General features: G+C 63.6%; 20 protein-coding genes and 1 pseudogene. 9 read left to right on the top strand and 12 right to left on the bottom strand.

What is annotated here, in order from left to right; genetic code table 11:
- Positions 1–2: 2 nt before the first annotated feature.
- Positions 3–1,322, bottom strand: coding sequence for an MBOAT family protein (locus NLM27_RS14905; protein ID WP_254144022.1), 1,320 nt, complete (start codon positions 1,320–1,322; stop codon positions 3–5).
- 556 nt (positions 1,323–1,878) lie between these two features.
- Between NLM27_RS14905 and NLM27_RS14900 the strand changes: the two genes are divergently transcribed.
- Together NLM27_RS14900 and NLM27_RS14895 are read left to right on the top strand one after the other, a co-directional pair.
- On the top strand, positions 1,879–3,501 hold the full coding sequence (locus tag NLM27_RS14900; RefSeq protein ID WP_254144021.1) for an ABC-F family ATP-binding cassette domain-containing protein: 1,623 nt from the start codon (positions 1,879–1,881) through the stop codon (positions 3,499–3,501).
- 201 nt (positions 3,502–3,702) lie between these two features.
- Entirely contained in the window at positions 3,703–5,313 is a 1,611-nt protein-coding gene (locus tag NLM27_RS14895) for an IS1182 family transposase (protein WP_254142551.1), read from the top strand.
- A 47-nt stretch (positions 5,314–5,360) separates the two neighbouring features.
- Here the strand turns inward: NLM27_RS14895 and NLM27_RS14890 are convergent, their stop codons facing one another.
- Positions 5,361–5,894, bottom strand: coding sequence for a transposase (locus NLM27_RS14890; RefSeq protein ID WP_254144020.1), 534 nt, complete (start codon positions 5,892–5,894; stop codon positions 5,361–5,363).
- 131 nt (positions 5,895–6,025) lie between these two features.
- On the opposite strand from NLM27_RS14890, the gene NLM27_RS14885 reads away from it, so the two are divergent.
- Positions 6,026–6,901, top strand: coding sequence for an MBL fold metallo-hydrolase (locus NLM27_RS14885; RefSeq protein ID WP_254144019.1), 876 nt, complete (start codon positions 6,026–6,028; stop codon positions 6,899–6,901).
- Between the two features lie 116 nt (positions 6,902–7,017).
- Here the strand turns inward: NLM27_RS14885 and NLM27_RS14880 are convergent, their stop codons facing one another.
- The 4 genes from NLM27_RS14880 to NLM27_RS14865 form a co-directional block, all read right to left on the bottom strand.
- A complete protein-coding gene (locus NLM27_RS14880; RefSeq protein WP_254144018.1) occupies positions 7,018–8,127 on the bottom strand; it encodes a DUF937 domain-containing protein in 1,110 nt (369 codons plus the stop codon).
- A 456-nt stretch (positions 8,128–8,583) separates the two neighbouring features.
- Positions 8,584–8,832 (bottom strand): hypothetical protein, encoded by a 249-nt coding sequence (locus NLM27_RS14875; RefSeq protein WP_254144017.1) that lies wholly within the window; start codon positions 8,830–8,832, stop codon positions 8,584–8,586.
- 92 nt (positions 8,833–8,924) lie between these two features.
- Positions 8,925–9,800, bottom strand: coding sequence for a dienelactone hydrolase family protein (locus tag NLM27_RS14870; protein ID WP_254144016.1), 876 nt, complete (start codon positions 9,798–9,800; stop codon positions 8,925–8,927).
- A 26-nt stretch (positions 9,801–9,826) separates the two neighbouring features.
- Complete coding sequence (locus NLM27_RS14865; RefSeq protein ID WP_254144015.1) at positions 9,827–10,789, bottom strand: alpha/beta hydrolase; 963 nt, start codon at positions 10,787–10,789, stop codon at positions 9,827–9,829.
- Positions 10,790–10,907: 118 nt separating this feature from the next.
- Between NLM27_RS14865 and NLM27_RS14860 the strand changes: the two are divergent.
- Positions 10,908–11,583: pseudogene (locus NLM27_RS14860) on the top strand (nitroreductase).
- Between the two features lie 135 nt (positions 11,584–11,718).
- Positions 11,719–11,922, top strand: coding sequence for a hypothetical protein (locus NLM27_RS14855; protein ID WP_254144014.1), 204 nt, complete (start codon positions 11,719–11,721; stop codon positions 11,920–11,922).
- A 144-nt stretch (positions 11,923–12,066) separates the two neighbouring features.
- Here the strand turns inward: NLM27_RS14855 and NLM27_RS14850 are convergent, their stop codons facing one another.
- From NLM27_RS14850 to NLM27_RS14840, 3 genes are read right to left on the bottom strand one after another with little or no spacing between them, the layout of a single operon-like run.
- On the bottom strand, positions 12,067–13,185 hold the full coding sequence (locus tag NLM27_RS14850) for an HD domain-containing phosphohydrolase (RefSeq protein WP_254144013.1): 1,119 nt from the start codon (positions 13,183–13,185) through the stop codon (positions 12,067–12,069).
- Between the two features lie 42 nt (positions 13,186–13,227).
- Positions 13,228–13,560: a PilZ domain-containing protein gene (locus NLM27_RS14845; RefSeq protein ID WP_254144012.1), complete on the bottom strand. Its 333-nt coding sequence runs from the start codon at positions 13,558–13,560 to the stop codon at positions 13,228–13,230.
- Positions 13,561–13,563: 3 nt separating this feature from the next.
- Positions 13,564–14,667: a DUF2336 domain-containing protein gene (locus tag NLM27_RS14840; RefSeq protein ID WP_254148827.1), complete on the bottom strand. Its 1,104-nt coding sequence runs from the start codon at positions 14,665–14,667 to the stop codon at positions 13,564–13,566.
- 296 nt (positions 14,668–14,963) lie between these two features.
- Between NLM27_RS14840 and NLM27_RS14835 the strand changes: the two genes are divergently transcribed.
- From NLM27_RS14835 to NLM27_RS14825, 3 genes are all read left to right on the top strand, one after another.
- Positions 14,964–15,911 (top strand): AraC family transcriptional regulator, encoded by a 948-nt coding sequence (locus tag NLM27_RS14835; protein ID WP_254144011.1) that lies wholly within the window; start codon positions 14,964–14,966, stop codon positions 15,909–15,911.
- Positions 15,912–15,962: 51 nt separating this feature from the next.
- Positions 15,963–16,553 (top strand): NADPH-dependent FMN reductase, encoded by a 591-nt coding sequence (locus NLM27_RS14830; RefSeq protein ID WP_254144010.1) that lies wholly within the window; start codon positions 15,963–15,965, stop codon positions 16,551–16,553.
- Positions 16,554–16,820: 267 nt separating this feature from the next.
- Positions 16,821–18,563 carry a penicillin-binding protein 2 gene (locus NLM27_RS14825; protein ID WP_254144009.1) on the top strand — a complete coding sequence of 581 codons (1,743 nt, stop codon included), beginning with the start codon at positions 16,821–16,823 and terminating at the stop codon, positions 18,561–18,563.
- Between the two features lie 212 nt (positions 18,564–18,775).
- Here NLM27_RS14825 and NLM27_RS14820 read toward each other — a convergent pair whose 3' ends face one another.
- The 3 genes from NLM27_RS14820 to NLM27_RS14810 form a co-directional block, all read right to left on the bottom strand.
- Positions 18,776–20,857: a methyl-accepting chemotaxis protein gene (locus tag NLM27_RS14820; protein WP_254144008.1), complete on the bottom strand. Its 2,082-nt coding sequence runs from the start codon at positions 20,855–20,857 to the stop codon at positions 18,776–18,778.
- Between the two features lie 97 nt (positions 20,858–20,954).
- Positions 20,955–21,740, bottom strand: a complete 786-nt coding sequence (locus NLM27_RS14815; protein ID WP_254144007.1) for a 2-keto-4-pentenoate hydratase — start codon at positions 21,738–21,740, stop codon at positions 20,955–20,957.
- A gap of 12 nt (positions 21,741–21,752) precedes the next feature.
- Positions 21,753–22,343: a TetR/AcrR family transcriptional regulator gene (locus tag NLM27_RS14810; RefSeq protein ID WP_254144006.1), complete on the bottom strand. Its 591-nt coding sequence runs from the start codon at positions 22,341–22,343 to the stop codon at positions 21,753–21,755.
- Positions 22,344–22,468: 125 nt separating this feature from the next.
- Here NLM27_RS14810 and NLM27_RS14805 point away from each other — a divergent pair, with 125 nt between their 5' ends.
- On the top strand, positions 22,469–22,945 hold the full coding sequence (locus NLM27_RS14805) for a tautomerase enzyme (RefSeq protein ID WP_254144005.1): 477 nt from the start codon (positions 22,469–22,471) through the stop codon (positions 22,943–22,945).
- Positions 22,946–22,960 lie beyond the last annotated feature (15 nt).

Raw genomic sequence — 22,960 nt, 5'->3', positions numbered from 1 at the left:
GGTCAAAACGCGAAATAAAGGAAAACTTTTGAGGGGGCGGCGACGATCAGATCCGCAATCGCGAGCACTCCCGTCATCGCGCCAAGAACGATCGGCAGCCGTCGATGGCCGATGCGAGAGATCAGCAGCGGAAGAAACTGGTGCATGATGACCGGTGCGGCGAAGACCGCGCCAAACAGTATTGATCCCGAAGGCATGTGCAGCGGTGAAGTCACCATGCCGGACAGAAATGCCGAAGCATCCCTCCACTGAGGCAGACGAAAGGGCACCCACGCGAGCGTGACCCATGCCTGTGTGAGAAACCAGGACAACAGGACATTGCGAATCGGTACAAGCCGCTCGAAGACCAGTGCGAGGCCGTGAAGCGCGCCCCAGATGACGAAACCGGCGCCAGAGCCGTGCCACAGGCCGCCCAGGAGCATCGTCAGTATCAAGTTCCCGAGGACGAAGCCGCTCCGGTTGCCTCCCAATGGAATATAGAGATAGTCGCGCAGCCACCGCGACAACGTGATGTGCCAGCGCCGCCAGAATTCCTGCAGCCGGATCGCCCGCAACGGACTGCGAAAATTGGCCGGCAGGCGAAAGCCGAGCAGCCTGGCCATGCCAAGCGCCATCAAGCTGTAGCCCGCAAAGTCACCGTAGATCTGACAATAGTAGAGAAAGGCGACCAGCCAGCGGTCGGCCGCGGTCAGGGCCACGTCCTTCCACGCGGGATCGATGATCCCGGCGATGTTGTCGGCGCAGATTGATTTCAGGAAAAAGCCGGTCACCATGAAGTGCAGGCCCATCGGCCAGTCCGCCGCAATTCGCCGTGTATTCCGAAGCTGAGGGATGAGCTGCCATGTGCGGACAATGGGGCCGGCAACCACGTGCGGGAAGAAGCCGAGATAGAAGAGGTATTGTCCGAAGCCTACCGGCGAGATGCGGCCTCGGTGGATGTCGACCAGATAGCTGATGATGTGGAACGTGTAGAATGAGATCGCGAGCGGAATACCGATCGGCTCGGGCAGCCAGCCGCTATGAAGCCACGACGGTTTGACGTATTTGAAGATTGCCAGCAATCCAACGTCCACGATCATGGCTGTCGCGAGGATCGCGGTCGATACCGGAGGCTTGTTGACGTACAGCGCCCGCGCGACTGCAAAGTTGATCAACCCGATCATGAGAAACAGTGCGAGTGAATAGATGCCCCAGGTCGCTATGACGAAGAGGCTGAACGCGGTCAGAAACCATTGGCGGGCGAGGGGCCACGGACGTAGCGCAAGAGCAACAAGCACCACGATCGCGAAGGTGAAGATGAACAGACTTTCCGTATAGTTCATCGCAGCGCAATTCCGCTCGTCATCGTTCCTCCGACGAGGACGCTGATGGAACTGCTCGATCCGATGTAAGGCCTGCGGGCCGTCGTGGCTGAAATGCACCCAATACAAAACCGATCGCCCTTGCCACGACGACGCAGGGTGTCATCCTTGCTCGAAGTGTTGGAAATGCTTTGAGCGAGGGCGGATTTCACATGGCCGTCTCGGCCACGGGATGGCCGCTGGCGAAAAACAGCGCTCGCTCTGGTGCGCGCTTGGACGGCAGTCCTGCGAAAAAATCCTTCGCCTGCACGCGAACTCGACGAGATTTCCAGAGGCTATTCCAATTCCAAATGTATCCAAAGATTGCGTTTTTTTATCGAACCGACAATTGGGTGTAAACCTCCATATCGGCTTCGGTCTCCGCTGCGGCTCATGGTCGTGCTGGCGAAGCGCCGGTTGGGTTGCCCGCGCTGCGGCGCGGGCCGATTCGGCGGCAAAACCCGTGTCCCGCCGGGCTTCCCCTCGGGGCCCGCATGGCCTATGACGCTGCAACGCAAAAATCCCCCAAAAAGACCCCATGATCCGCCTCGACAACGTCAGCAAGCAAGCCGGCCACCAGATCCTTTTCATTGAAGCCTCCGCGGCCCTCAACAAGGGCGAGAAGATCGGCCTCGTCGGGCCGAACGGCGCCGGCAAGACCACCCTGTTCCGGATGATCGCCGGAGAGGAACTGCCCGACGAGGGTCAGGTCTCGACCGATCGCGGCATCACCATCGGCTATTTCAACCAGGACGTCGGCGAGATGAGCGGCCACAGCGCCGTGGCCGAGGTGATGAATGGCGCCGGTCCCGTCAGCGAGGTCGCGGCCGAGCTGCGCGAGCTCGAGGCCGCGATGGCCGACCCTGATAAGGCTGACGAGATGGAGGAGATCATCGCCCGCTACGGCGAGGTGCAGCACCGTTTCGAGGAGCTCGACGGCTATGCGCTCGACGGCCGGGCGCGCGAAGCCTTGTCCGGCCTCGGCTTCAGCCAGGAGATGATGGACGGCGACGTCGGCAAGCTCTCCGGCGGCTGGAAGATGCGCGTGGCGCTGGCACGTATTCTCCTGATGCGTCCCGACGTCATGCTGCTCGACGAGCCGAGCAACCATCTCGACCTCGAAAGCCTGATCTGGCTGGAGAAATTCCTGCACGATTACGAGGGCACGCTCTTGATGACCTCGCACGACCGCGAGTTCATCAACCGCGTGATCTCCAAGGTGATCGAGATCGATTCCGGCTCGCTCACGACCTATACCGGCGATTATGAATTCTACGAGCAGCAGCGGGCGCAGAACGAGAAGCAGCAGCAGGCCCAGTTCGAGCGCCAGCAGGCGATGCTCGCCAAGGAGATCAAGTTCATCGAGCGCTTCAAGGCGCGCGCCTCGCACGCCGCCCAGGTGCAGAGCCGGGTCAAGAAGCTCGACAAGATCGAACGGGTCGAGCCGCCGCGCCGCCGCCAAAGCGTCGCGTTCGATTTCCTGCCGGCGCCGCGCTCGGGCGAGGATGTCGTAGCGCTCAAGAACGTCCACAAGGGTTATGGCGCCAGGCGCATCTACGATGGGCTCGACTTCATGATCCGTCGCAGGGAGCGCTGGTGCGTGATGGGGGTCAACGGCGCCGGCAAGTCGACGCTGCTCAAGCTCGTCGCCGGTGCGAGCGAGCCGGACCAGGGCACTGTGGCGCTCGGGGGCAGCGTCAAGATGGGCTATTTCGCCCAGCATGCGATGGATCTGCTCGACGGCGAGCGCACCGTGTTCCAGTCGCTGGAAGACCAGTTTCCGACCGCGGGGCAGGGCTCTCTGCGCGCGCTCGCCGGCTGCTTCGGCTTCTCCGGCGACGACGTCGAGAAGCGCTGCCGGGTGCTGTCAGGCGGCGAGAAGGCGCGGCTCGTGATGGCAAAAATGCTGTTCGACCCGCCGAACTTCCTGGTGCTGGACGAGCCGACCAACCACCTCGACCTCGCCACCAAGGAGATGCTGATCACGGCGCTGTCGGATTTCGAGGGCACCATGCTGTTCGTCTCGCATGATCGGCATTTCCTGGCGACGCTGTCGAACCGGGTGCTGGAGCTGACGCCCGAGGGCATCCACCAGTATGGCGGCGGCTATACCGAATATGTCGCGCGGACAGGGCAGGAGGCGCCGGGATTGCGGTCGTAGCGGTGGGCGGTCGCCGGTAGCCTGGATGGAGCGCAGCGCAATCCGGGTTTCGTGCCACGCGGGCAGTCACGCGATGCGGTTGGTCTGTCCCGGATTACGCTTCGCTCCATCCGGGCTACGAGGATGCGGCGAGAGGCCGTAGCCCGGATGGAGCGAAGAGACTGGGCAAGATTCTAACATCGAGTGAAGGTAGGATTCGGCATGACGAATCGTACCTTCAAAACCGGCGTCAGGCGGGATCAGCCGAGCCTTCTGCCGGCGCGGGTGGAAGATTATGTGGCCGGCGACAATCCGGTTCGGGTGATCGAGGCTTTTGTTGCAGCGCTTGACCTCGGGAAGCTTGGCTTCCGCCATGCCGGATCGAGCGGCGGGGCTGGACAGCCACCTTATGACCCGGCCGACCTGCTGAAGCTTTATCTTTATGGCTACCTGAACCGGATCCGGTCGTCGCGCAACCTGGAGCGCGAAGCCCGGCGCAATCTGGAACTGATCTGGCTGATGAAGCGCCTGGTGCCGGGCTATCGCACCATCGCCAAGTTCCGCCAGGAGAACTGGAAGACGCTCAAGGCGGTGAACCGGGAGTTTGTGCTGATGCTGCGCGAACTCGGTCTGATTGGCGGAGAGGTTGTGGCGATCGACGGTGCGTTTTTTGATGGCAACGCCAGCAAGGCGAGCATCAAAACGCAGCGCAAGCTCGCCAAGCGGCTGGCGGAGATCGAGCAGGATATTGAAGCCTATGGTGCCACGCTCGAGGCCAACGACAGCGCCGAGGTGGAACGTCCACCCGCGGGGCGGGATGGCGGAGGCGATGGCAGTCGCGGCGGAGACCTCGCACAAGAGGTGGCGGCGTTGATGGCCAAGCGCGCCAGCTTGCAGGCCGATCTGGCACGACTGGAGGAGAGCGGGCAGACGCAGCTGTCGCGAACCGATCCGGATGCCCGCCTGTTGTCGAAGAACGGCCAGGTGGTGGCAGGCTATAACGTTCAGATCGGCGTCGACGACAAGCACGCTCTGATCGCGGCGAGCGAGGTCGTCAACGACGGCAACGATAGCGGCCAGCTTTACGACATGGCCAAGGCCGCAAAGGACGAGCTTGGCGTCGAGACGCTGACGGTTCTCGCCGATACCGGCTACTACAACGGCCATACGCTCAAGGACTGCGAGGAGAACGGCATTGCCGCCTACGTTCCGCTGGCCAAGCGAACCACGCGGCTCGAAGCGCAGGATCGCATCAGCCATGAGGCGTTCGCCTACGACGCCGAAGCGGATGTCTATCGCTGTCCCGCCGGCAAGCAGCTGCGTCCCACGGACGGTCGCAAGACCAACGGCAACCGGATCGAGATCAGGTATGTCAGCCGCAAGTCAGATTGCGACGCCTGCCCGCTGCGCGCGCGCTGTGTCACCGTCAAGATCCCGACGCGCACCGTCCAGCGCTGGGAGCATGAAGCGGTGCTGGATCGGCATCGCGCGCGGATGCAGGGCGCCGAGGCCCAGATGCGCCGCCGCGCCGAACTCGCCGAACACCCCTTCGGCACCATCAAATGCCGGGCCGGCTACCGCCACTTCCTCGTCCGCGGCTTCGACAAAGTCTGTGGCGAATGGAGCCTGATGGCGCTTTGCTACAATTTCTCCCGAGTCCTCAGCATTCTCGGCCTCGACGCCTTCATGGCCTATCTGGCAAGCCGGCTTCCGCATTTGGCACTCTTGCTGCTCAACGCCATCACCGACATCACCGACATCATCACCCGGATACGGCCCGCTCCAGCGCCAATCCGAGCCCAAATCCGTCCAATTTTCCGATATGCCGCGTAAGCCGCGCCCAAACAAATACTTGCCCAGCCTCGAAGCGCAATCCGGGATCAGTCTCCGCGCTCTCCGAAGCTGCCGCTTACCTCACTGGCGCCACCCCAATCGGCAGGCAGCACACCGGTGCGGATGTAGCGATGGAGCGACGAATAGGGCCAGTCGGACGGTGACGCGACGAGCCTGTGCCTGACCGGGTTGAAATGGATGTAGTCTGCACAGCGTTTGAAATCCGCGTCGTCGCGTACCGTGTGTTCCCAGAAGCGTCGCTGCCACAAGGCGAATTCGCCGCGGTGATTGCGGGAGACCGGCACCCCGGAAGCGGTCAGTTGACGAGTGAACAGACTTTTGATCCGCCGCCACCGCCCCGAGAAGTCGGCGTCTGCGTCCGGCAGCGTTATGATCGCATGCAGGTGGTCCGGCAGGATCACAATCGCATCGATCGTGAATGGCCTTTCGGTGCGTGCAACGCGGAATGCGCCTCGCAGCTTGTCGACATGATCGATCAGCGCGGACGATCTTCGATCGTCCAGTGTCACGGTGAAGAAGAATGTGCCGCCAGGAAGGAGATTGCGCCGATAGCGAACCATGCGAGGGCTTTCCCGGATTGCGCTTCGCTCCATCCGGGCTACAACCAAATCGCGAGACTGGCAAGAAACTCGCTCACTTGAACGTCGGAGACGCTCTCGCTACGCTCCCTCAAAAAAGGGAAGCGAACACCATGAAGCAGCTTCGGATCGGCGACATCACCATCGATGCGGTGATCGAGCGGGAAGGGCCGTGGCGCCGGCCGCAGGATTTTTTCCCGGCCTATGACGAAGGCGTGTTCGCCCGCCATCTGCCGACGATGGAGCCGGAGGTGTTCGACGCCGCGCGCGGCATGATGGTGATCACCTATCAGACCTTCGTGGTGCGCACGCAGCGTCACACCATTTTGGTCGATACCTGCACCGGCGAGGACAAGGGCCATCCGCCGCCGTTCGATTTTCCCGGCAAGGAGCGTTGGCGCAACGAATTGTTCGCGCTCGGCATCGGCTTCGAGCAGATCGACTATGTGTTCTGCACGCATCTGCACATCGATCACACCGGCTGGAATACGACCTTGCGCGACGGCCGCTGGGTGCCGACGTTTCCGAACGCGAAATATGTCTTCCACAAGGGCGAGTACGCGGCCTGGGAGGCCGAGCACGCCAAGGGCAACAATCCGCCCGGCACGGTGTTTCGCGACAATTGCCTGCCGATCGTGGAAGCCGGGCAGGCGCTGCTGGTGGATGACGACTACGCGCTCGACGATACCATCACGCTGACGCCGGCGCCGGGGCATTCGCCTTGCCATTGCTGCGTGAACATCTTTTCGAGGGGCCAGCGTGCGGTGGTCGCCGGCGATCTCATGCATCACCAGATCCAGTGCCGCGAGCCGGACTGGTCGGCGAGGCCGGATTGGGACCCGAAGCAGTCGGCGGTGTCACGGCGAAATTTCTTCGCCTCGGTTGCGGACACCGACACGCTGATCCTGCCGATCCACTTTCCCGCACCGACAGCCGGATGGATCAAACCGCTCGGCGCAGCGTTCGACTACCGGTTCAGGCGGGACTAGCTGTGTACTCGCAATCGGGTTGTTCGGCTCAGAGCACGTTTCCTCACATCTTGCAGGACGGGAGGCTGCGAAACACGTCCCGTCCCGAAGTGTGGCGAGTTATTGCGCGTGACGCCTCAGACTTTTGCCAACTGGTCGAGCTTGGTACGAAGATTGTCGATCACGGGCTTTGCGATCGCGCCGGCCGGTGTCGCCGAGATCTTGTCGCACATCTCATTGATTGCCGGCGCCGCCGCGACGATCAGCTTGGCAAGCGCGCTTCGTGATTCCGGAGAAAGCTTGGCCGCCCGCGCCGTGATCCCATCCAGCTGCGAGATGGCGTCGTTGATCTTCGGCAGGGCCGCCTGCGCGCTGGCTTCATCGGTGATGGTTGGCAATTGAGCCTTCAGCGTACCGAGGGACGAATTGACCTGGTTCGCCAGATTCACCCCGTCGACGGTCAAATCCGCGGGCGCCACGCCCACCGTTCCGGCTGAGGGCCGCGTGACAGTTGTATTCTGAGCGACCGTATGCTCGGTCGGACGCTGAAGCGCATATATGGCAAGTCCGCCAAGGATAACGGGGGCGGCGAGCCAATATGGCCATTGCGTCCGGCCGGCGGCCATGGCGGCCTGGCTCGCGCCGGTGGCGCCGGAGGCGCCGGCGATCCGGCTCCCCGTGGCGGCGGCCGTGGCCATTCCGCTGCGCGCCTTGTCGATCAGGCCCGAAGCGCTGAGTTGATCACTGAGGCCCGATGGAACCGCTGCCATGATCTGATCTTTCTGCGAGCGCAGAAGCGATGCGAGTCCGTTTGCATCCATCCCGGCGTTACGCTGTTGCTGACCGAGCATGCCCATGACCAACGGGCCAACCATGGCGAGCAACGACTTGCCGCCGCCTTCGCCCATTCCCGCGAAGCTGCCGATCGCCTGGGCCATGGTGTCCGTGGTTCGGCCCCCAAGCAGTCCCGACAACATGCTCGAACCCATCTGAGCCAGGCCGGGAGCGCCGGAGGTGCGCAACAGATCCATGGGATTACTGGCTTGCTCTTGTGACAGCAGTTTTGACAGTTGATTGACGCCGGCTGGGGTTCCGACGAGATCCGACAAGCTGGCGAGTATTGTCGGGATGGCCGCTGTTGCGGCCTTCTGCGCCGCGCTTCGGTCTATCCCAAGAAAGGAGGCAATCTGCGCAATGACTTCAGGGGTCAAGAGCTGTTGTGCAGCTAAAACGAGATTGACGGCCATGGCGGTCTCTCCACTACGTTGCAGGTTTGGTTGGTTGCCCCCTATCCGCAAAGTTGATGTGACAGACGTTGATGGTTCCGAACGTCGCCTATCGGTGAAGTTGAGATGGCATCGATCGTCCGACCATTTGATCCAGATCAAATGTTTCCGGTATGAGACGAATGCGATCGCACTTGACGAAGTCACTTTCCCCGGTCCCGCCGAAGTCCGGAAAACGGCAATTCCTGCATGTTGATCCATGCGGGCTTAGGCTAACAAGCAGTGCTGTTGTCTTAAAAGCTTGATCGAAGTTGGTGGTTTATTCGGACGAACTTGCGAGCGGACGTCCGCGCTCTGGACTCGTCCCGGCTATCCAGTTCTGTGCCACACGGACACACAAGCGTGGATGCCCGGGGCAGGCCCGGGCATGACGAAGTTGCAGAGCGTCCGTGAAGCAGTTGACGAAATCAGCGCGCGTTACGCGCCGACTTCGCACTTCTTCATGAAGCTGTTCTTGGCGGCGCCGGCGAGCGGCTTGCCGTCGGCGCTGACGGCCTTGGGCGCGCAGGCGTCGGCCTTGCACTTCTTCAGGAACGAGGTCTTGGCGGCGCCGGCCAGCGCCTTGCCGTCCTTGCCGACGGCCTTGCTCTCGCAGGTTTCTTGCGCGAAGGCCGAGCCCGCCGCAAAGGTGGCGACGATCGTAGCCAGGAAAATCCGCTTCATCATGGGTGTCTCCTAAACCAGAAATGGCGGCCGGATTGGAACCGGGAATCGTGGCGCAATCAAGCAGGATCGGCGCGGACGCGTCTTCGCGCGGTTCAATTTTTCCAGCGGTCGAGGGCGGCCATGGCCTTGACGCGTGCATCGTTCATCGCGGCCTGATTCCCGGGCGTGGACTGTCGCCGGGACGAGGGTTCGTCGAAATCGTGGGTTGCCCCGCGATAGGCCGTGACGTCGATCGGGCTTCCGGCCTGTCGCGAGCGCTCGGCGAATTGCAGGCAGGTTTGCGGCGAGACCTCTTCGTCGTCGGTGCCGAGAAACATCGCGATCGGTGCAGCGCTGGAGATGGTCGGCGCGACCAGAGCCTTCCGTCCGCAGCCCGGATAGAACACGAGCGCGCCGCGATAACCGGCTGTCTTGTCGCCCTGCCGGATCATCACGTTCAGTGCGGTGCTGCCGCCATTGGACCAGCCCTGGAGGAAGACCTGCCTGCCGATCACGTCGCTGCGTCCGCGCAGATAAGCGAGCGCCCCCTCGGCATCGAGCGGGCGCACGGTCAGTTCGTTGACGTCGGCGCGGTCAGGATCGTCGTGGGTGAAGCGGCCGAAGCCGTGCGCCTTGCCGCGTGGGCCAAAACTGTCCGGGAGCAAGGCAAGGTAACCGTGCGCCGACCAATATTCGCCCCACATCCTGTGCCGCTTGGACAAGGTGGTGGCGTCGCATGCCGAAGCGATCCCGGCGCCGACGGACGTGCAGCCGGAATTGTTGTTGCTGGAGTAGGGGCCGCCGCGGCCATGGAGCATGACGACGGCAGGCCAGGGGCCCGGCGTCGTTGGCTGGAACAGGTAGCCGACGAGCGCGGTGCGGTTGTCGGCGCTGCGAAAATAGACCGTCTGCGGTGCAGCGAAGACCGCCGCGACCGGGACCAGCGAGGCGACGAAGCCGATGAAGAGACGGATGAGATGAGCTGGCAATTCGGTCGGGCCTGATCGCGACGTGATCAGACGCCCCGCACGAGCAGCGCCTTGAAGTCGGCCCGCGCGCGCTGCGCCTCGGCCCTCGCGACATCAGAGGCATCGCCCATGCCGAAATAGCCGTGGATCAGGCCGGGCCCCTCATGGTGCTTGACCCGCACGCCTGCGGCTTCCAGCGCCCGCGCGTAGGCCGCGCCTTCATCGCGCAGCGGATCGAACCAGGCGGTGGTCACGACCGCAGGTGCGACACCGGCAAGGGATGCCGCATGCAGCGGTGAGACCCGCCAGTCCTTGGCATGGCCGGGTTCGGCGAGATAATGGCCGCAAAACCATTCCATCGTGGCGCGCGTGAGGAAATAGCCATCGGCATTCTCCGCGCGCGAGGGATAGCGCGCGTTCTCGCGCGCATCGGCGTAGGCGCCGAGGACGTCGGTCACGGGATAGACCAGCAATTGCGCGGCGAGCTTGATGCCGGCGTCACGGCAGGCAATCGCGGTGGTCGCCGCCAGATTGCCGCCGGCGCTGTCGCCTGCCACGCCGAGGCGCTTTGCATCGCCGCCAAATTCCGCGACACGGTCGAAGATGTCGCGCACCGCGGCGAAGGCGTCCTCGAAGGCGCCCGGAAAGCGAATCTCCGGCGGACGGCGATAGTCGACGGAGATGACGACCGCACCGGTCTCGATCGCAAGATTGCGCGCCTGCCGGTCGTGGGTCTCGAGATCGCCCGCGACCCAGCCGCCGCCGTGAAAGAATACCACGGTCGGGGCGGGCGTGGTGCCGACCCGGTAAACGCGCGCATCGAGCAGGCCGGCGCCGCCTTTCACCTTGATGTCCTCAACGCTATCGACCGGCGGTGGCGGCACGGCGGCGCGCGAGGCAGCCAGTGCGCGCAAGGAATCGCGGGCGCTCTGTGGCGTCATGACCGCGGGATCGCGCATCGGCATGAGCGGAATGATCTGGGCGATGACGGGGTCGAGTGGCGCGGCCATGGCGGGTCCTCAAGGGTTCTTGGTCTTGCTTGCGGGTTAGCATAGATTTTGCGCGCCGCATCGGCAACCGCCCGCGTGCGGCGATGCTGCGGAATGAACGGGCAGGGAGGCCAAAGAGGTGGAATTCGAAACGCTGGTTCAGTCGCGCCGCAGCGTGCGCGGCTTCAGGAACGAGCCGGTGCCGCGCAAGGTGATCGAGGCCATCATCGCGAGCGCCAAGCGCGCGCCGTCGTCGATGAACACCCAGCCCTGGCACATCCACGTGCTTACCGGCAGCCCGCTGGAGGAGGTGCGCCGCCGCAACATGGAGGAGATGGTCGGGGGCGCCAAGGTCAAGCGCGACATCGTCAGCCATGGCGAATACCAGGGTGTGCACCGCACGCGGCAGGTCGACATCGCCAAGAAGCTGTTCGGCGCGATGGGGATCGCGCGACGACAGGCCTATGCGCCAGGATTGGGTGCTGCGCGGCTTCCGCCAGTTCGACGCGCCGGTCTCGTTAGTCTTGACCTATGACCGCGTGCTGGATCCCGGCGCGGTCTGCCATTTCGATCTCGGCGCTCTCTGTTACGGCATCGTGCTTGCGGCGTGGGACCGCGGTCTCGGTTCGGTGATCAACGGACAGGGCATCATGCGCTCCGACATCGTGCGCGAGGTCGCGAAGATTCCGGAGGACGAGGTCATCATGACCTGCGTCGCGATGGGCTATCCCGACGACGGCTTTGCCGCGAACGTCGTTCGCTCGGACCGCGAACATAACGACGAGTTCGTGCGCTACGTGGGTTTTGCCGATTAGCACGACGAGAGGGAGAATTTTTCTCTGGTGGAATTTTTTTTGGTGCGGAGTCGTCAACGGCCTCTTGCAATCTCGAAGGTGCGGGAGGAACAATATGGAGACTGAGAGGTTTGTTGCTGGCGCGAGGGAATTGACATGCGGCGGCTGGCTAGCCTGGTTTGGCGGTTCTTCGGCCCGCGAGTGCGGCGCCCGATCGATGATGATCCAAGTCTTCCTTTCACACCCGAGGAGCTCGGCCGGCTGATCCGCAGCGGCAGGCACGAGGACATGAAGCTGCTGGCCGACGGGCTGGCCTGCCGGTCCATTCCGCGCCGCGCCGGACATCGCGCGACACACTAAGGCGCGATGAGATTATCGTCATCGCGCTTTAGGTTATTGTTTGAGCATGATCTCCATGCAAAAGCGTACCGCGTTCGTCGCGAGGGAAAACCGCTGCACAGTTTTCCGGATCATGCTCTAGCCCCGGGTTCGCGGCGCCATGGCTCACCGCGTGAGCGCGACTTGCTTGAACGAATTCACCAGCGCTTTTTCCAGCTTTCCGCTCATCCCGCATAGTATGCCGTAGGCCTCCGCGCGTGGCATGGTCGGCTTGTAGTGCCGATGCTCGATCAGCGCTGCGAAGATGTCGGAGATCGTGAGAATCCGCACGATGTCGCCAATGCTTTCGGCGCAGAGGGCATCCGGATAGCCGCTTCCGTCGAGATATTCGTGATGATGGCGAACGGCATCGAGGATCTCAGGCGAAATCTTGTCATGGCCCTTCAGAAACTCGTGGCCTGCGGCCGGATGAGTTTCGATCAGTGCGCGTTCCTCCGCATCGAGGCTGCCCGACTTGTCGAGGATGGTGAGCGGGATCTGCGCCTTGCCGATGTCGTGGAACATGGCCGCCGAGTAGAGGCGCTCAAGATCGGCTCTTCCGACGCCGAGGCTGAGGCCGAAGTCGATGGCAATGCCGGTCACGAGCAGGCAGTGCTGATAGGTTCCTTCGTGATGGCGGCGCACCGTCGCAAGCCATTCCGACAGACCTCTCTGGGTAATGCGGTCGGCGATCTGGCGCCCGGCTTCCTTGGTGCCGTCGACGTCGATCGGCTGCCCGAGCGTCACCGACGTGAACATCGATGCGATAGCGGTTGCCGCGGTCTCGACCGCATCGTCGGATTGTGCCGTCTCGTTCGACGAGCCAGAGGGCGGGGCTGTCGGATCAGACAGTGCCGCCAGCAGTTTGGTCCGGTTGATCGTGCCAGGCAGGACGAGTGTCGCCCCAAGCGCGTAGGCTTGCGAAATGCCGACGTGCGAGAAGGGCTCGAGCAGGAACACCCGCTTCTTCGCCTTGGCGAGCTTGCCAGCGCGTTTCTTGATCGCCGCAATATTGCCGACATCGCGCAGGTCCGCACGGATGATGATGGCGTACGGCAACTGCGATAGCCTGGCCTCGGCATCCAGCCGTTCGCCCGCGAGGTCGAACCGCCCTTCGAGGATCGAGCAGACCGCCGCCAGTTTGTCGGATGTGTCCGCCAGCACATGCACGAAGGAGCGGGCTGCTTCCTTCTCTCGGATGCAGTCCCGGTTGACAGTGCTAAGTGTGGTTCGCGCGTTCTGCACGGTTCGACCTGGCTATCGTGGATTCCACTGCGTGAGATGGGTCTATTTGCTCAGGACGGCGTCCTGTGTCGCGGCTGCCTGTGCGCTCGCCGGCTTCTTCTTGCCGTCTGCGGGGATGAAGTGAAGGCCTGCGGTGGTCCCGTCGATCCAGATCAGCTCGCAGCGACGGTAGGCGAGCCCCGTCGACGACAGCAGCAGGAAGAATTCCTTGGCCTTGAGCACGTCCAGCGTACCCTCGACCTCGACCTTCGCGCCTGTCTGCGACACGTCAAGCAGAACGCAGCTGCGCCGCCATGTTCCATCGGAGCCCATCAGGTTCACAGGCTGCCTGTGGTCCATCCGTACGCGCATTGCCTTGCGGCCGTCGAACTTCATGGCTCATCCCCCATTCCTTGCGCCGCGATGTGGCCGATCGTTTGTCTTGGCGTTTGCGGCGATTTCTCCCCAACGCACCGTCCACTGGCTGGTCGATAAAAGCAGCGTCTCGAAAATGTGCTGTGCGTGCTCACGCTCGGCAAAGGAAAGCCTGGTGCCGCTGCGGTTGCACAGGATCGCCAGCGTGGTCTGCCAGTTCAGCCGCGAGGCCCGGCAGGCCATGACCAAGCCCTCGCAATCGTCGTCGGTCATGACGTGCTCGACGATCTCGATGGGAGTTCCCGAAAGCACTGACAGGGCGGTGAACAAATTGGCTGTCTCGCCGCGGATCGCAAAGCGGTTCACCGTGGAGTCGTTGAGCTTGCCGACGCGGCTGAGCGCGACGATCTCCGGTCTCGCGCTTGCATACGCCGCCGGGCAGGGCAACTTGGGCGCAATTGGCGTCGCCGCTGCGGCTTGAGGCGAGACGGTGGCTTTTGGCCCTGTGCCGGCTTTCGGAGCCGGTGAGGCCGAGAGCAACTTCCGCGTGACCGTATCGGGCGTATCAGGCCTGAGCGCCAGTGCCTTCGTGAGTTCATCATCCGTCAGGCACTTCTCAACGAGGGCAACGTAAGCGGCATCAGAGAACCGTGCCCCTGTATTGCCGATCAGCGCGACGTAAACGGTGCGGCCGCCGCGCTTGATCAGCGCCTCGATCACCGGCGGTTCGATGCGCGCGCGGCCCGCGATCGCGCATCGCTGCCGTTCACCGCTCGAGGCCGCGATCGCCTTGAGATCGGCCGTGGACAGTGACTGCGACTTGAGCAGGACAGGGCACGCCACGTCCGGATCGTTGTGTGAGGCGAGACGTCGCACGGTCTCCAGCGGAGCCACCTTGAGCTCGGCAAGCGCGGCGCTGAGCTGAAGCAGCGCAGTGGTCTCGACCCGCTCTGCCAACCGCAGCAGAACGCCGTCGGTAACCTTGGCAAGCAGTTCCTGAGGCCGGTCGCGGCTGCTGGAAAGAAGCTGCACGATGCCGGAGAGGATGCGAGCGCAGCGGTCCAGCGGACACGTGGCGACCGCGTCTTCCAACTCGACCAGAATATCAGCAGGCGAATTTGCCGTCATGGCAGGGGCCTGAAATGAAAATAACTTTGACGAATTAAGGAGCATTATTGCGCCTCAAAGTTGTTAATATTTGATTTTTGAGATTAAATGTCGGGGTATTAATGCACCGCCATTTCGGGAAATACTATCGAAATTTGGCGAGGCTCGTCGCCCCGGCTTGCCCTTTCGGGCGAAACCTTTCCAACTGATCAGGACACGTTAGGATTGATTCTTCAGTTCCAATTGGAACCAAAAGGGAAGCAAATCGGCACCGTTGCCGGATGCGCGTCGGTTGCGACACTGCGTTTCTTATTGCCATGAACAGCATCGATGACTTCCCGGGGGCGGCACTCAAGACATTTCGCTTTTCAGATGTCGACGAATTTCGAAACGCCATACGCGGGCTGAATTTCGAATTCACGCCTTTCGTACGGAAGATTTCGGCTGAGCAGACGATCCTGTCGTTGCCCAGCTGCGATGTGAATTTCACGCACGCGTTTCCGCGGGTGGTCGACGGACAGCTCGTCGAGAACTGCACGGCCATCGGCTTCACGATGGATGACCTCAACGTCCCCATTCGCTTCAACGGCTCGCAACGTGCGCGACCGGTGGTGGTCATTGGCAATGGCGGCGCGGCCTACACCACCATCGAGGAGGTGCAGCGGCAAATCGCCTCAGTGGTTTTTAGGCCGGAGGTGAGGGATCGCGGTTGGCCGCACACGCTCTCCAACTTCAAGATTTTTGAAACCTCTGCGGTCAGCTTGCACCGGCTGCGCAGCGTGGTTCGTGAGGTGCTGGCCGAGGCGTCCGACCCGCTCAAGGCAGCGGAGCTTTCATTGAAGGGCGCGGCGATGAAGGAGTCTCTGCTCGGCGCCGTAGACGGCGCCTTCGAGAGCGTCGTCGCCGCCCGCTGGACGCTGCGCCCCAACGACGGACGGAATTTCAGGATATTCCAGGATATCCGTGCGCTGCTCTCTGACGACCTGTCGCAGCCGATCTACAGCGAGGAGATCGCGCGCAAGCTCGGACTGTCCGTTCGCACCCTGCACGACGTCGTCCGCCGCTACCGCGGCATGAGCCTGCATCGTTACCTGCGTCTGCGCCGGCTTTGGCTGGTGCGCCGGCGGCTTCTTGCCGGCGCTGACAGCGTCAAGGCAGTCGCACTGGCGTTTGGCTTCTGGCACCTCAGCGATTTTTCCAGAAGCTATCGCGACCAGTTCGGAGAGACGCCGTCGCAAACGCTGGACCGTGGACGCGGGCGATAGTTCGACAAATCCGGGTAGGGCCAGGCGCCGGTTTCGTGCTACCGTCCGGCCATGAGCAGTCGCATTCTCGTCCTCTACGGGTCCTACCGTTCCGACCGCATGGGCGTCCGCCTTGCGAATTTCGTCATCAATGGTCTGCGCAGTCGCGGCGAGGACGTCGAATTCATCGACGCCAAGGCGATCGGCCTGCCGATGCTCGATCGCATGTACAAGGAACATCCCAAGGGCTCTGCGCCCGAGGCGCTGGAGAAGCTGGCCGGACAGATCCGCGGCGCCGATGGTTTTGTCTTTGTCACCGGCGAATATAATTGGGGCATCCAGCCCGGCCTGAAGAATCTCACCGACCATTTCCTCGAAGAGTGGTTCTGGCGTCCGGCCGCGATCGTGAGCTACTCCGCCGGCCGATTCTCGGGGGCGCGCGCCGCGACCGCCTGGCACGGCACGCTGTCGGAGATGGGCATGGTGGTGGTGTCGAGCACCATCGGCGTCGGCCCGATCGCGCAGACCCTGTCCGAGGACGGCGAGCCGATCGGCGAGGGCGGCAAGGCACTCGAACGCTCGTTCCCGCGCTTCGCCGACGACTTGCTCTGGTGGATCGAGGCCGCCAAGGCGCAGCGCGCGCGCAAGCCGCCACCTTACTAGGTGGTGTACTCATGAACCGTCGGCGATGTCCGCTTTGCTCCGATACACGCCGCCTTTTTTGGGCGACCGCAGCAAATGTCGCGATGGGCCAGCAGCGGTCCTCCGCGGATGGAGGAAGGGACAAAAGCGAACATCAAAAAAGACTTTTCGGCGCAATATTTCAACCAAAGGTTTCTTAACCAAACACCTATTAATGAGGGGTGAACGGCCTGCCCACAGAAGCCTCCGGTGCGTGGCAGACCACCAATTTCCAGCAAACCCACGGTGATGAGCACCATACCCCGGCCAAAACTACCTGAACGGTGGCGGCACAATCTCATCCGCAATCTGCTCTATGGGCATAACGTCGACCGCGCCGCGAAGGCGCGGGCGCGCGTCGGCTTCGTGATGCTTGCCTTTGCCGCCGTCCATCTCATCATCGGCGGCCGGCTCGTGATGTTCGCGATCGGCGCCGACGCGCATAGCGGACGTCGCGCCGCGGCGCAGGACGTGGTGGCAACTGCGCGCCCCGACATCATCGACCGCAACGGCGAGATACTTGCGACCGACGTCAAGGCGGCGAGCCTGTTCGGCGAACCGCGCCGCATCATCGACAAGGACGAGGCGATCGAGCTTCTGACCGCGACTGTGCCCGACCTCGACGAAGCCGAGGTGCGCGAGCGCCTGTCGGCGCGCAAGGGGTTCGTCTGGCTAAAGCGCGAGATCACGGCGAAGCAGCAGCAGGACATCCACAAGCTCGGTTTGCCCGGCATCGGCTTCCTGCGCGAGAACAAACGCGTCTATCCGACCGGCAATGAGGTTGCCCACCTCATCGGTCTCGTCAACATCGACAACCAGGGCATCGCCGGCATGGAGAAGTGGCTCGACAATCAAGGGCTCGCCGATCTCCACCGCGCAGGCTTTGCCACCGACCGGCTGCAGAACCCGATCGAGCTGTCGGTCGATTTGCGCGTCGAGCACGCGCTGCGCGACGAGCTGCTCAAGGCCAAGGAGAAATTCCACACCAAGGCGGCCTCCGGGCTTGTCGCCAACGTCAACACCGGCGAAATCATCGCGATGGTCTCGGTGCCGGATTTCGATCCGAACAATCCGAAGGAAGCGCACGACCCCGACCGCATCAACCGTCTGACCACCGGCGTCTATGAGATGGGCTCGACCTTCAAGGCATTCACCCTCGCGATGGCGCTCGACACCGGCAAGTACGGTCTCGACTCGCTGTGGGACGCGCGCGGACCGCTGCACTACGGCAAGTTCGCAATCCATGACGACGAGCCGAAAGGCCGTTTCCTGAACATGAAAGAGGTGTTCACGTTCTCCTCCAACGTCGGCGCGGCGCGGATTGCGCTGTCGCAGGGGGTGGAAGCGCACAAGGCGTTCTTGCGCAAGATGGGGCAGCTCGATCGGCTGCGCACCGAGCTGCCGGAGAGCGCCTCGCCGATCCTGCCGCGGCGCTGGAGTGAGCTGAACACCATCACCATTGCGTTCGGCCACGGTATGGCGGTGGCGCCGCTACAGGCGGTGATGGGCGTCAGTGCGCTGGCGAACGGCGGCCTTCTGATTCCCCCGACCTTCCTAAGGCGCTCCGAGGAGGAGGCGCGGGCGATCGCAAAGCGCGTGATCAAGCCCGAGACCTCGGACAAGATGCGGTTCCTGATGCGGCTGAACGCAGAGATCGGCACCGCCAAGAGGGCGAATGTTCCCGGCTACTACATTGGCGGCAAGACCGGCACTGCGGAAAAGGTAGTCAACGGCCGCTATGCCAAGAAGCGGGTGCTGACGGCGTTCACTGCCATCCTGCCGGCGGACAAGCCGAAATATCAGCTCCTGATCATGCTCGACGAGCCGCAGCCGCTGAAGGAGACCTACGGCCAGATCGCGTCGGGCTGGAACGCCGTTCCGACCGCGGGCAATGTCATCGCCCGTATCGGACCGCTTCTCGGCATCGAGCCCCGCTACGACCTGCCGCCTGCGGACCGCCTTATTCTTGCAGCTTCAACAGCGCGTCAGTAGGAAAAGACCGCGGCAGCGGCGCATTGATGAGTCCGCAATGCTGGCGATTGCGCTCGCTAACAAGCTCGCCGGACCGCCTGCGCAGGACCATGCATATTGGTTATTTTTGACGGTACCCGCTGGGATTGTCGGTGGGGTGATCTCTCCCTACGGGAGAGGTGAACGTGCCGCCAGCATCGATTCAACCCAAACCCATACCGCTTCAGGCTGCCTTACGCGGCCCTGACTTCGCCGAGGAAGCGATCGAATTGTCCGGCGAGATCGCGCGACTGGGTCGAGAGCTGCTCGGCGGCGCCAAGCACGTCCCGGGCCGCGGCTCCGGTGTCGTCGGCGGCGCGCTGCACGCCGGAGATGTTGCTGTTGACCTCCTGGGTGCCGCGTGCGGCCTCCTGGACGCTGCGGGCGATCTCCTTGGTCGCCGAGCCCTGTTCCTCGATCGCGGCGGCAATCGCGGTGCCGATCTGGTCGATCTCGCCGATGACGTCGGCAACGTTGCGGATCGCGGCCACGGTCTCGTCGCTCGCGGACTGGATCGCGGTGATCTGCTCGGAGATTTCGGTGGTGGCCTTGGCGGTCTGGCCGGCCAGCGACTTCACCTCGGAGGCGACCACGGCAAAGCCGCGGCCGGCATCGCCGGCACGGGCGGCCTCGATGGTCGCGTTCAATGCGAGCAAATTGGTCTGCTCGGCGATACTCTGGATCAGGGTGACCACGTCGCCGATCTTCTGGGCGCCCTCGGCGAGCGCGCGGGCGGTGTCCCCGGTGCGGCGGGCGTTGTCGACGGCGCGGGCAGCGATCTCGGTGGATTGCGCGACCTGACGGCCGATCTCGGAGATCGAGGAGGTCAGCTCCTCGGTGGCGCTCGCGACCGTCTGCACGTTGGTCGAGGTCTGCTGCGAGGCGGCGGCGACGACCGCGGCCTGGCTGTTGGTCTGGGCCGCGGTCGATGTCATCGACTGCGCCGTGCTTTCCATGGTGGAGGAAGCGCGCGAGAGGCCGCCGACGAGCTCGGTGATCTTGGCCTCGAAGGCGCGGGTGAGGTCGTCGAGCGCCTGGGCGCGGCGCATCTTGCCGTCGCTCTCGGCCTGCTTCTCGGCGGCGAGCCGGTCGGCCCGGATCATATTGTCCTTGAACACCTGAACCGCCGCGGCCATCGCGCCGATCTCGTCGGAGCGCTCGGCACCGGGGATGCCGTCCGCAACCTCGCCGTCGGCGAGCCGCGACATCCGGCTCGTGAGGCTGACGATCGGCGCGCAGACGCGGCGGCGGACCACCACGATGAGGCCGGCGCTGGCGATCAGCACGGCGAGGAGACCGACGATTGCGATCGTGAAGCTGGTGCGCGCGGCGGCGGAGGCGCCGGCCAGGATATGCTCCGCGTTGTCATAGAGCGCGTCGCGGACGCCGATGATCGAGCCGAGGCCGCGCTGCGATGCCTGGTAGTAGGTTTCGACGTCGTGCTCGTACTTGCCGCTGACGGCCCCGTCCTTGACGAGCTTGAGCTCGCGGCCGAACTCCTCGACATAGCGCGAGTTCATCGTCTCCAGCGCGGCGCCGACATTGGCCGGGGTTGCGGGATTGCCGCGCAATTCCAGCAGCGACATCACGATCTGGTCGTTGCGGCCCTGCATGCGGGCAAATTCGGCCTTCTCTGCATCGGTCGCTACCTTGTTTCCACCGACGAGATTTTTGTGCACGCTCGCATTGAGGCCGCCGATCTCGCGCAGCGTCATGGCGATGTTGGCGTTGCTGGCTTGCCGATAGGCATCGCCATGGAGGATCGCCATGCGCCGGACCTGCTCGTTGAGCAGGGCGGTGACATCAGCGTTGAGCACGGCATTGTCGGCGACGACCTTCTTGGCCGCATCCTTGCGCGTCTCCGCCGGTCCCGCGATGGCCTTGTCGATAGCCTCGCGCAGGGCAGTGAACTTCGAATTGATGCCGTCGATGTTGCTGCCGAGGGCGTTGCCGTCGTCGAACGCGCCGGGAAGCTCCTTGCGCAGCCCATTCATCCTGTCGCGGGCGCCGTCGGTCTGCTTGCGCAGCTTGTCTTGGCCGGCGAGCTGGGCGGGGTCGACGGTGGCGGGGCCATAGAGAATGTTGGTGGAAAAGCCGCGCTCGGGGTTGAGGTAACGCGGGATGTCGCTGACGGCGCGAACGATCGCCAGGCGGCCTTGCGCCTCGCTGATCCGCTCCATGGTCTGGTATTTCGTCACGGCGACGTAGACGGCGAGGCCGCCGCCCACGGTAGAGAGCGAGACAATGGCGGTGGTCAGGAGCGTACCGATTTTCATGATCTGTCCGGCAATTGGCGCAGGAGAATTATTTTGCACGGAAGATAGGCAGGCGATGTTAATCGCGGGTTTACGCTCCTCGCCGTCGGGTCCCGCCTCAGGCGTACGTCGCGCTCACGGTTCCCAGCGGACCGAAATCGGCGATGTAAGTCTCGCCAGCCTTCGGCCGCAGCATGCCCGTCAGCGTGCCCGTGCTGATGGTCTGGCCGGCCTTGAGACCGATGCCGGTGCGCGACAGCTCGTTGGCGAGCCAGGCGAGCGGCACCAGCGGATGGTCGATCGCCTCCGCAGCGCTGCCGCGGCGCCTCTCGACGCCATTGCAATTGAGGATGACGTTCTGATTGGCGATGTCGCGGTTGCGCCAGTCGGCGATGGGCTTTCCAAGCACGATCGTTCCTGACCCGGAGCCGTCGGCCATGATTGCGGGCATCGGCGGAAACGCTGCGTCGTGAATGAAGCGGCACTCCGCGAGCTCGATGCCGGGATGCAGCGAGGCGACGGCGTCGCCGACCTCATCCACCCTGTAGGGCTTCGGGCGCGGCGGCAGATCGGCGCCCAGGCGTGCCTGGTACTCGACTTCCGGAATCGGGCTGCATTGCCTGGCGTGCTCGACGGTCGCGGGCGAGGCCTTGATCAGGGGAGCGAACACCCGCCCATAGATCGGCGAGGAGACGCGAAGCTGGCGCTGCAGTCCCGACTTCATGCCGGCGATCTTCCAGCCGACGACGTCCCAGCCCAATTCCTCTTCCACCATCCGCGCGACACGGTACGCGGTCTCGGCGTCCGGAGGCACCAACCGCTCGTCGAGGCCGCTTTGTTGCCGGCCCTCGCGGCGCAGATTGGCGAGGTGACGGGCGAGTTCGCGTTGCCGGGACAAATCCATCGCTTTTCCGATCTATTTGGTTGTTGTGCGGGTGAGGGCGGCGGTCAGCACCGTCTCCAGTTCCTCTTGAACCTGATCGAGCGCCGCAGCGCTGCGGCTCGCACGGCACATTGCGACCGTGCCTTCGATCGAGGCGACGACGAGTGTTGCAAGCCGCTCGGCCCGTTCCGCAGCCAGCCCTTCGCGCAGCAGGGCGGCGTACATGATCTGCCGCCAGTCGGCGAAGACGCCGTTGGCAAGATCGAGCAGATGCTGCTGCGCCGTCTCGTCCTCCTTGTCGGAGGCTTCGCCAACGTAGCGGTCGACGGCCACGGCGAGCACCGGGCAGCCGGCCTCGAAGCCGGTCGCCTCCAGCCGGCGGCGCCACGATGCGACGAAGGCTTTCAGGCCGCCGATGACGCCGCGTTCGTTCATGGCCCTCTCCAGGGGAATGGACACCTGCTTGCCGGCAAAGGCCACGGCTTCGGCGATCAGCTGCCGCTTGCCGTCCGGAAAGTGGTGGCTGATCGAGCCGCGCGGCGTCGCCGTATGGCGCACGACGTCGCGCATGCTGGTGGCATTAACGCCGTGCCGGCTCATCAGGTCGGCGGCGCCGGCGATCATCTTGTCACGTGTGCTGGAGGTCATCGGATGTCCCGCGAATGGCCCTCTCATCTAAACTATGACGATTGACATAGGCAAGTCGTCCTGAAATATGACGAGTGTCATAGCGTTAAAGGGAACGTCACTTGACCATCATCACCGTGACCGCACCTGCCGGTCGGCTCAGCCTGGCGCAGCGCCGCCTGCTTGCGGAAAGCCTGACCGATGCCGTGCTCGAGCCCGAGATCGGCCAGCACATGCCAACGGCGCGAATGGGCTTTCAGGTCCACTTCAAGGACCTGCCGGCTGACTGCCTGGCGATCGGCGGCCGGCTCCTCTCGGACCAGCCGCGCGACATCATGACGGTCAATATCGCCGTGATGAACGCAGCCTGGCCTTCCGAGGTGCGGGCCGAGGTGATCCGCAACGTGCTCGCGCGGCTCGCCGAGGCCTGCGGAATGCAGGCGCCTGCGCCAAGCTGGTGGGTCAATTTCGAGATCATCGCGGAGGGAAGCTGGGGATCGCGCGGCGACGTGCTTTCGATCCTTCAGCTGCTGGAGACCGGGGTGTTCACGCCGGAGCGGATCACCGCGATCCGCACGGCACTTCAGTCGCCGGCCTGACTCGCTGCCAACACC

This window comes from Bradyrhizobium sp. CCGB12 (assembly GCF_024199845.1).
In the GTDB taxonomy this organism is placed as follows: Bacteria; Pseudomonadota; Alphaproteobacteria; order Rhizobiales; family Xanthobacteraceae; genus Bradyrhizobium.
Note: the sequence above shows the minus strand (reverse complement) of the source record. Positions and strands in the feature narration are given on the sequence as shown.

What these genes read in the sequence shown, in the direction of transcription:
- NLM27_RS14845 (WP_254144012.1), bottom strand. Translation starts at nt 13,560, where the DNA reads ATGAAGTTCGACGGCCGCAAGGCAATGCGCGTACGGATGGACCACAGG.
- NLM27_RS14890 (WP_254144020.1), bottom strand. Translation starts at nt 5,894, where the DNA reads ATGGTTCGCTATCGGCGCAATCTCCTTCCTGGCGGCACATTCTTCTTC.
- NLM27_RS14810 (WP_254144006.1), bottom strand. Translation starts at nt 22,343, where the DNA reads ATGATCGCCGGCGCCGCCGACCTGATGAGCCGGCACGGCGTTAATGCC.
- NLM27_RS14855 (WP_254144014.1), top strand. Translation starts at nt 11,719, where the DNA reads ATGCGGCGGCTGGCTAGCCTGGTTTGGCGGTTCTTCGGCCCGCGAGTG.
- NLM27_RS14830 (WP_254144010.1), top strand. Translation starts at nt 15,963, where the DNA reads ATGAGCAGTCGCATTCTCGTCCTCTACGGGTCCTACCGTTCCGACCGC.
- NLM27_RS14905 (WP_254144022.1), bottom strand. Translation starts at nt 1,322, where the DNA reads ATGAACTATACGGAAAGTCTGTTCATCTTCACCTTCGCGATCGTGGTG.
- NLM27_RS14820 (WP_254144008.1), bottom strand. Translation starts at nt 20,857, where the DNA reads ATGAAAATCGGTACGCTCCTGACCACCGCCATTGTCTCGCTCTCTACC.
- NLM27_RS14825 (WP_254144009.1), top strand. Translation starts at nt 16,821, where the DNA reads ATGAGCACCATACCCCGGCCAAAACTACCTGAACGGTGGCGGCACAAT.
- NLM27_RS14895 (WP_254142551.1), top strand. Translation starts at nt 3,703, where the DNA reads ATGACGAATCGTACCTTCAAAACCGGCGTCAGGCGGGATCAGCCGAGC.
- NLM27_RS14900 (WP_254144021.1), top strand. Translation starts at nt 1,879, where the DNA reads ATGATCCGCCTCGACAACGTCAGCAAGCAAGCCGGCCACCAGATCCTT.
- NLM27_RS14875 (WP_254144017.1), bottom strand. Translation starts at nt 8,832, where the DNA reads ATGATGAAGCGGATTTTCCTGGCTACGATCGTCGCCACCTTTGCGGCG.
- NLM27_RS14865 (WP_254144015.1), bottom strand. Translation starts at nt 10,789, where the DNA reads ATGGCCGCGCCACTCGACCCCGTCATCGCCCAGATCATTCCGCTCATG.
- NLM27_RS14880 (WP_254144018.1), bottom strand. Translation starts at nt 8,127, where the DNA reads ATGGCCGTCAATCTCGTTTTAGCTGCACAACAGCTCTTGACCCCTGAA.
- NLM27_RS14840 (WP_254148827.1), bottom strand. Translation starts at nt 14,667, where the DNA reads ATGACGGCAAATTCGCCTGCTGATATTCTGGTCGAGTTGGAAGACGCG.
- NLM27_RS14835 (WP_254144011.1), top strand. Translation starts at nt 14,964, where the DNA reads ATGAACAGCATCGATGACTTCCCGGGGGCGGCACTCAAGACATTTCGC.
- NLM27_RS14815 (WP_254144007.1), bottom strand. Translation starts at nt 21,740, where the DNA reads ATGGATTTGTCCCGGCAACGCGAACTCGCCCGTCACCTCGCCAATCTG.
- NLM27_RS14885 (WP_254144019.1), top strand. Translation starts at nt 6,026, where the DNA reads ATGAAGCAGCTTCGGATCGGCGACATCACCATCGATGCGGTGATCGAG.